We start from the raw sequence: 7,096 nt of genomic DNA on the forward strand, positions 1-7,096 counted from the left end.
GAGCCACACCTGAGGCCGGGTGGCGCGAGTTGTTCGGGAGGCGAAACCTGCCCCGGCGTCAGTAAGGTACTGTCCCCACCCGCCCTGGTCAGGGGCATAACCACGCCTGACCTGCCGTTTCGGCATCGCAGTAGTTCACCAGAGATAACCGTAACTCTGGTCAAATTGTGGGCACGGCGTGGGCAGGCAGCCCATAGACCAATGCCGTTGCCGGGGTGTCGTAACGCGGCCGAGTACTCCACGTCCAAGTGAGTAATCGGCCCGCCACCTCTCTCCTGTGGCGGGCCGATTCATGCCGCCGACAGCCGAGGTCGGCCAGCGTCCAGGCCACGGCAAAGGTTCGGAGATAGCAGATTAGGCGAAAAGCGTCCTCGCGGTTTGACAAGCCGCTACATCGAACCGATCAGTGGATGTTACTGATCGTGTTCTTCACCGTGTCGTGCTTCGTCTTCATGATGTTGCTAACCATCGTAAATTGGCGGTTGTCGTTCTGCATCTGGTTCTGGAGCTGGAGATACTGAAGGTTGAAGCTCATCTGCGCCTCTTGCATCTTCAGGGTGGCCGCCATGAGCTGGGCCTGGCCTTCCGCGATGGAGGCACCGAACCCCGCGAGAAGGGTGCCCACCTGAGCGGTGAGTGCGACCAGGCGCTGCTCGATTTCTGTCAGCTTCAGCAAGTCGGCGTCGGCCCCGTCGAGCGTCTCAATGGCCTCGCCGATCAATGCGCGTTGGGCTGTCTCCATCCACCGTCCTTCCGATTCCCCGAGAAGAACGCTACGACAATACCGAGTCTTGACTCGGGGAAAAACGAAAGCTGCGCCGGAGCGCGGATAAATAAACATGTCCCAGGCCACACTGCCTGGCTATGAATGGCTGGCACTACGCCACAGCTCTAGGTTTCGCTGTGGTCTTCGACCTTAGCGCCAGCCGCGTGGGTCTTGATCGCCTCAATACCCTTCTCGGCGTTGGTTTTTGTCTCCTATCCCTGGCTTGCGGCAATGATTTCGCCATTCGGGGCTTTCAGGTGGAACCGGAACTTGCCGGCGTGATCCTTCGAGATCTCGAACTTGGCTGCCATCGTGTTCTCCCTCGGTCTCGGGGCTGTTGTTGACGACGCTAGCAACGTCCCCGAGCGCGTGTTGAGGTTTCTGTCGGACCTTGATGGAGGCTGGCGCGTTCTGGATGCGGCGCTGCGATTGTGGGTTAGTAGACGCGATACCAACTGCGGGCCAGGACCTCGAGCCGCTGGCGGGCGATTCGTAGCGCCGCGCTAAGCGAATCTCACGAACTAGCGCCGGTATCGAAAAAATTACGGTGAACGCGATACCCGCGAACATGGCGCTCATTTCGTCACTCGTAACTGCGCGATAGCTGCGCCGACGATTCGTCGTTCGATGGTCAAAACCCGACCAAGCCAGGGACACCGAGCGCACCCAGCAGCGCATCGACAAACGGGTCCACCAACCCGTAGCCGCCGGTGGAAAACAGCGTGTAATCCAGGCCCACGGCGAGGTCAGCAATGCCGTTGTCCGGAAGGAGGCCAACACCATCGGGGTTGGCGATAAACGCGATCGGGTCGAAATGGTCGGCCGCGAGGGTGAACGGGTCTTCAGAATACAAATCCCCAGCACCTGATTCGAAGCCGTCGACGCTCGCGGCAAAGTCGCTGGCCAGGGTCGGGCTCAGCGCCGCCAAATCCGTGTCAGCCGTGGGGGTCCAGGTGTTGATTCCGCTGTCGCCGAAAAGTAGCTGGAACGGATCGGGTTCGTCGGCCCTGGCCGCGGGAGCGAGTCCGATCAGCGCGGCCGCGACAGCGGCGACAGCCCCCATCACCATGCCAGTAGGTGTTGTCATGATCTCTTCTCCTCTCGACAGGCCCCATGTAGTCGGAGCGGGCTACCGTTCGACAGTGCGGCGTAAGCGGTTGAAAACCATCGGCCCTGAAACGTAGATGTGCGCGCTGGGGGTCGTAGATGTGTCGGTGGTTCGGGGTACAACATCGCCGTGGCCAATGCGCGTCGCAACGACTTCCCGAACCACTTCGTCGGCGACCTCGTGCCCACCGAGCGGGGCTGGGTGGTCGTGCCACCGACGTGCTGTCCGGACGGGCACGCCTACACCGACCTGGGATGGTCGGTCAGCTCGGTGTGGTGTACATGCAATGGGCGGCATATGGCATGGCGGTGTTGGTGCGGCGCAGTCCTTTACGCGCCGCAGCCTGGGCCGCATTGCCGACTCCGAGACAGAGGCCCAGTCTCGATGTGGCAGGACGAACAACAGCGCCGGCTCGACGGGATTCGAATCGTGAATCAAATACCTAAGAGGACTCCGAGTGCTAAGAGGGGGTAGAACACAAGATCAAACTCGGCCAGCGAGACGAAGTCCAACGGGTTGCCGAAGGTGTCGAGGCCGCCGAGGTACCCCAGGTAGTCGGAGCCCAGGGCGATATCACCGATGCTGTCCTGAGGAATGGGGACGGTCGCGAAATCGCACCCATATGTGCAGTCCGCGATCGTACCGATGGGCACTGCTGGCCAAAGGGTCGTACCGCCCGGTCCGTCGATAAACGTTTCATCGCTGAATGTGAACGCGCTGGGGTCCGCTTCGGAGATCAGGGTGGTGATCGGGTCGGCCGCAGCAACGTTCTCGATGAAGTGCTGGACGCTCGTATCCAGCGCGCCGGCCAGAGTCGGACCGCTACTGAGCAGGGAGGCATCCGCCGCGGGCGTCCAGGAGTTGAATCCGCTATCGCCGAACAGGTCCTCGAACGGGCCCTCGGCTTCGGCTGCGGGAGTGTTGGCCAGTCCGATCAGGGCAGCCGCGAAAGCGACGCCGACAGTCCACCGGCGGTTACGACTATCGCTAACTTCAGCGTTGTTCATTGGAGTTCCTCCGCTCTGAACGGGCCGCATCGGGCGTCAGTGCGGGGACAATCGAATAGGGCTATTAGGCTACTCTCAGCCTCTACATAGTCAACTATTAACTATTTAGCATTCCAGTCAATTAGCTCTATCGGCGCCCGCGAAGCGGGCTTCTGGTAAAGCCTCGTCCCACATGTCGCGGCCGCTATAGCCCCGAGGGCGTCGGAGATCCCGTCGTGTAGCGGTAGGCGGTGATGGTGGGGTTGGCCGGCGACCGAGCAAGTAGTTGCCGACCAACCCCGGCAGCGTCTCGACTCGCTGCCATTCCCCCGCCCGCCCGAGGAAAACAAATGGCAGTAGTAAAACCCGGGCGCAGCAGGGAAACTCGGTTAGGTCGTGGTTATCTGGCGCCGTCGCTCGATGCCAGAAGAAAGATCCCGAGTTCCCCAGGGTCACCGCGCATGCGCTGCGGCACACGGCGCCTCGTTAGCGATCAGCGCAGGCGCGAACCCGAAGGTGGTCGCCCGCATGCTCGGGCACGCCAGCGCCGCTATGACGCTCGACGTATACGCAGATTTGTTCGACTCCGATCTCACATCCGTCGCGGAAAGTGTGGGCAAATTGTGGGCACGACAAGCGAATTAGCACTGACGTTCGGAGGTGAAAGCACTGTGACCAGCCTGAACCCTAAAAGGCGCGGAGAGCACATCGTCAGTAAGGTAGTGACGCGTGAAAGCCCTCCGTCGGTTCACGGTCCGCGCCCATCTCCCGGAACGCCTGGCGGCGCTCGAACAGTTGTCGATCAACCTGCGATGGTCGTGGGACAAACCCACGCAGGACCTCTTCGATGCGATCGATCCCACGCTGTGGAACCAGTGCGGTCGGGATCCGGTCGCCCTGCTGGGGGCGGTCAGCCCGACCCGGCTCGACGAGCTGGCGCTCGAGGGCGGCTTCCTGGACCGGCTGGATGGATTGGCCGCCGAACTCAACGATTATCTGAGCCGTCCACTGTGGTACCAGCAGCAACAGAACAACGGCACCCCGATGCCCAACGGCATCGCCTACTTCTCGATGGAGTTCGGCGTCGCCGAGGTGCTGCCGAACTACTCCGGCGGTTTGGGGATCCTGGCCGGCGACCATCTGAAGGCCGCCTCGGATCTCGGGTTGCCACTGATCGCGGTCGGCCTGTACTACCGCTCCGGCTACTTTCGGCAATCGCTGACCGCGGACGGCTGGCAGCACGAGACCTACCCGGCGCTGGATCCGCAGGGTTTGCCGTTGCGACTGCTCACCGACGGTGCGGGCACGCCCGCGCTGGTTGAGCTCGCACTGCCGGATTCCGATCGGCTGCGGGCCCGGATCTGGGTCGCCCAAGTCGGGCGGGTACCGCTGCTGCTGCTGGACTCCGACATCCCGGAGAACGACCACGAGATGCGCGGGGTCACCGACCGCCTTTACGGCGGCGACCAGGAGCATCGCATGCAGCAGGAGATCCTCGCAGGGATCGGCGGTATTCGGGCGATTCGCGCGTACACCTCGATCGAAGGCCTGCCGGCGCCCGAGGTGTACCACATGAACGAGGGCCACGCCGGATTCCTCGGCGCCGAGCGGATCCGCGAATTGGTCGATGCCGGTTTGGATTTCGACACCGCCCTGACCGTGGTGCGCTCCAGCACAGTGTTCACCACGCACACCCCGGTGCCCGCCGGCATCGACCGGTTCCCGGTCGAGATGGTGCGGCGGTATTTCGCCGGCAACACCGCCGACGGAGCTGGTATCGCCGCCGGTTCGGTGCTGCTGCCCGGCGTGCCGATCGCCAGGATCTTGGCGCTTGGTGCCGAAGACGATCCGGAGAAATTCAACATGGCCCACATGGGTCTGCGACTTGCCCAGCGCGCCAACGGCGTTTCGCTGCTACACGGCGAGGTCAGCCGGGCCATGTTCAACGAACTGTGGCCGGGTTTCGACGCAGACGAGGTGCCGATCGGGTCGATCACCAACGGCGTTCATGCCCGCACCTGGGCGGCGCCGCAATGGTTGCAGCTGGGTCAGGAACTGCTCGGGTCGGACTCGTTCAGCGACCCCGGCGTCTGGCTACGAGTCAACGAGGTCGACGCGGGTCATCTGTGGTGGATCCGATCGCAACTGCGCACACTGCTGGTCGAGGATGTCCGGGCGCGGCTGCACCGTTCTTGGCGGGAACGTGGTGCGCCCGAGGGCGAATTGGGTTGGATCGGGGCGGCGTTCGACCCCAACGTGCTGACCATCGGATTCGCTCGGCGCGTGCCGACGTACAAGCGTCTGACGCTGATGCTGCGCGACCCGGACCGGCTGGAGAAGCTGCTACTCAACGAGGAAAAGCCGATCCAGCTGATCGTCGCGGGCAAGTCCCACCCTGCCGACGACGGCGGCAAGGCGCTGATCCAGCAGGTGGTGCAGTTCGCCGACCGCCCCGAGGTGCGCCACCGGATCGCGTTCCTGCCGGACTACGACATGTCGATGGCCCGACTGCTGTATTGGGGCTGCGACGTGTGGCTGAACAACCCGCTGCGGCCGTTAGAGGCTTGCGGCACTTCGGGAATGAAGAGCGCGCTGAACGGCGGGCTGAACCTGTCGATCCTCGACGGGTGGTGGGACGAGTGGTACGACGGCGAGAACGGTTGGGCGATACCGTCGGCATCCGGCGTCGCTGACGAGGAGCGCCGTGACGACCTGGAGGCGGCCGCGCTCTACGACCTGTTGCAGAAGTCGGTGGCGCCGAGGTTCTACGAGCGCGACGAACAGGGAACTCCGCGCCGGTGGATCGAGATGGTCCGCCACACGTTGCAGACCCTCGGGCCGAAAGTGTTGGCCTCCAGGATGGTTCGCGATTACACCGAGGGCTACTATCTGCCGGCTGCGGAGTCATTGCGCAGGACCGTCAGCGTCGACGGCGACGGCCAGTCCGCGTTCGATCCTGCTCGCGAGCTGGCGGGCTACCGTCGGCGCGCGTTCGAGGAATGGCCGCACATTCGCATCACCGACGTCGACAGCACCGGGCTGCCGGACACTCCGGTGCTCGGATCGAAGCTCACCCTGACCGCGACCGTGCAATTGGCCGGGCTGCGGCCCGACGAGGTCACCGTCCAGGCAGTGGTCGGCAGGGTGGACACGGGCGACGCGCTGGTCGATCCGATCACCGTCGACATGCCCTACACCGGCACCGCGGCCGGCGGCGACCACGTCTTCTCGACGACGACGCCGTTGCCGGTCGCCGGGTCAGTGGGCTACACCGTGCGGGTGCTACCGAATAACCCGATGCTGGCCTCGGCGGCCGAGTTGGGTTTGGTCACGCTCGCCTGATCTCGGTGTTTATCAACAGAATTCGATGTTGACACCCCACTGGCCGTACGCTCGGAACGGTGGAGAGTCTTGGGCGGGGCCAACTTTCGGATTCCAGTATGTCACAATGAACGGGCCACCCAAGCCTTGATTGGCATCGACGATCCGGCCTTCGCCGCCGCTTTCCGGGTTGAACCGCGACCAACTGATCGACTGCAACGACGGCGGCATGCTCGGCGTGCAGCCGCGCTGCACCCGGTTGTAGATCGCCGTGACAGCTTGTTCTGCGTCGGCTTGATCGCCGGGGTAAGCCTGCGCCGCAGGGGCGGAGGCGATGCCGATTGCGAGCAGGGCCGGAACCACGAGAAATCTGTTCATCGGAATGTTCCTTCAACGCAGGGGCATCCGTCGCTTGGTTCGGCAACGGGGCCTTACCCAAGCACACCTTTCATGCCATTCGGACGGTTTTGCTCCGTGCACACGTCACGCAGGCGGGGCATCGCCTGCGCCGCGCAGCCTGGTCAGCGCCGCCCGCACTGCGGCGGCGTCGGTGGTCGGCCAGAACGGCGGCAGCGAGGCGCGCAGATAGTCGCCGTAGCGGGCGGTGGCCATCCGCGAGTCCAGCACCGCGACCACGCCGCGGTCGTCGATGCCGCGCAGCAGCCGCCCGGCCCCCTGGGCCAGTAGCAGCGCGGCGTGACTGGCCGCGACGGCCATGAAACCGTTGCCCCCGGCGGCGACCACCGCCCGCTGGCGGGCCGACAGCAGCGGATCGTCGGGCCGCGGGAACGGGATGCGGTCGATGATCACCAACGACAGCGACGGGCCGGGCACGTCGACGCCCTGCCACAGCGACAAGGTGCCGAACAGCGACGTCGCCGGGTCGGCGGCGAACTGCTCGACGAGCGTCGGGGT

6 protein-coding genes and 1 pseudogene are annotated in these 7,096 nt (G+C 64.1%); 1 reads left to right on the forward strand and 6 read right to left on the reverse strand.

Going from position 1 to position 7,096, the window contains the following annotated elements; all coding sequences use genetic code 11:
* Positions 1-403: 403 nt before the first annotated feature.
* The 4 genes and pseudogenes from WAN02_RS14520 to WAN02_RS14535 all read right to left on the reverse strand — a co-directional run bounded on the left by WAN02_RS14520 (position 404) and on the right by WAN02_RS14535 (position 2,881).
* Complete coding sequence (locus tag WAN02_RS14520) at positions 404-742, reverse strand: hypothetical protein (protein WP_422264902.1); 339 nt, start codon at positions 740-742, stop codon at positions 404-406.
* A gap of 149 nt (positions 743-891) precedes the next feature.
* Positions 892-1,077: pseudogene (locus WAN02_RS14525) on the reverse strand (YegP family protein).
* Between the two features lie 320 nt (positions 1,078-1,397).
* Entirely contained in the window at positions 1,398-1,853 is a 456-nt protein-coding gene (locus WAN02_RS14530; protein ID WP_422264903.1) for a hypothetical protein, read from the reverse strand.
* Positions 1,854-2,308: 455 nt separating this feature from the next.
* A complete protein-coding gene (locus tag WAN02_RS14535) occupies positions 2,309-2,881 on the reverse strand; it encodes a hypothetical protein (RefSeq protein ID WP_422264904.1) in 573 nt (190 codons plus the stop codon).
* Between the two features lie 708 nt (positions 2,882-3,589).
* On the opposite strand from WAN02_RS14535, the gene WAN02_RS14540 reads away from it, so the two are divergent.
* Complete coding sequence (locus WAN02_RS14540; protein WP_422264905.1) at positions 3,590-6,202, forward strand: glycosyltransferase family 1 protein; 2,613 nt, start codon at positions 3,590-3,592, stop codon at positions 6,200-6,202.
* 12 nt (positions 6,203-6,214) lie between these two features.
* On the opposite strand, the gene WAN02_RS14545 is transcribed toward WAN02_RS14540, so the two are convergent.
* Both WAN02_RS14545 and WAN02_RS14550 read right to left on the reverse strand, forming a co-directional pair.
* Entirely contained in the window at positions 6,215-6,559 is a 345-nt protein-coding gene (locus tag WAN02_RS14545) for a hypothetical protein (RefSeq protein ID WP_422264906.1), read from the reverse strand.
* A gap of 105 nt (positions 6,560-6,664) precedes the next feature.
* A partial coding sequence (locus WAN02_RS14550) for a helicase C-terminal domain-containing protein (RefSeq protein WP_422264907.1) occupies positions 6,665-7,096 on the reverse strand: 432 nt, incomplete at its 5' end.

The organism is Mycobacterium sp., assembly GCF_049281135.1.
In the GTDB taxonomy this organism is placed as follows: Bacteria; Actinomycetota; Actinomycetes; order Mycobacteriales; family Mycobacteriaceae; genus Mycobacterium.

Coding starts and splice junctions, on each gene's coding strand:
- WAN02_RS14535 (WP_422264904.1), bottom strand. CDS start 2,881: ATGAACAACGCTGAAGTTAGCGATAGTCGTAACCGCCGGTGGACTGTC.
- WAN02_RS14530 (WP_422264903.1), bottom strand. CDS start 1,853: ATGACAACACCTACTGGCATGGTGATGGGGGCTGTCGCCGCTGTCGCG.
- WAN02_RS14545 (WP_422264906.1), bottom strand. CDS start 6,559: ATGAACAGATTTCTCGTGGTTCCGGCCCTGCTCGCAATCGGCATCGCC.
- WAN02_RS14520 (WP_422264902.1), bottom strand. CDS start 742: ATGGAGACAGCCCAACGCGCATTGATCGGCGAGGCCATTGAGACGCTC.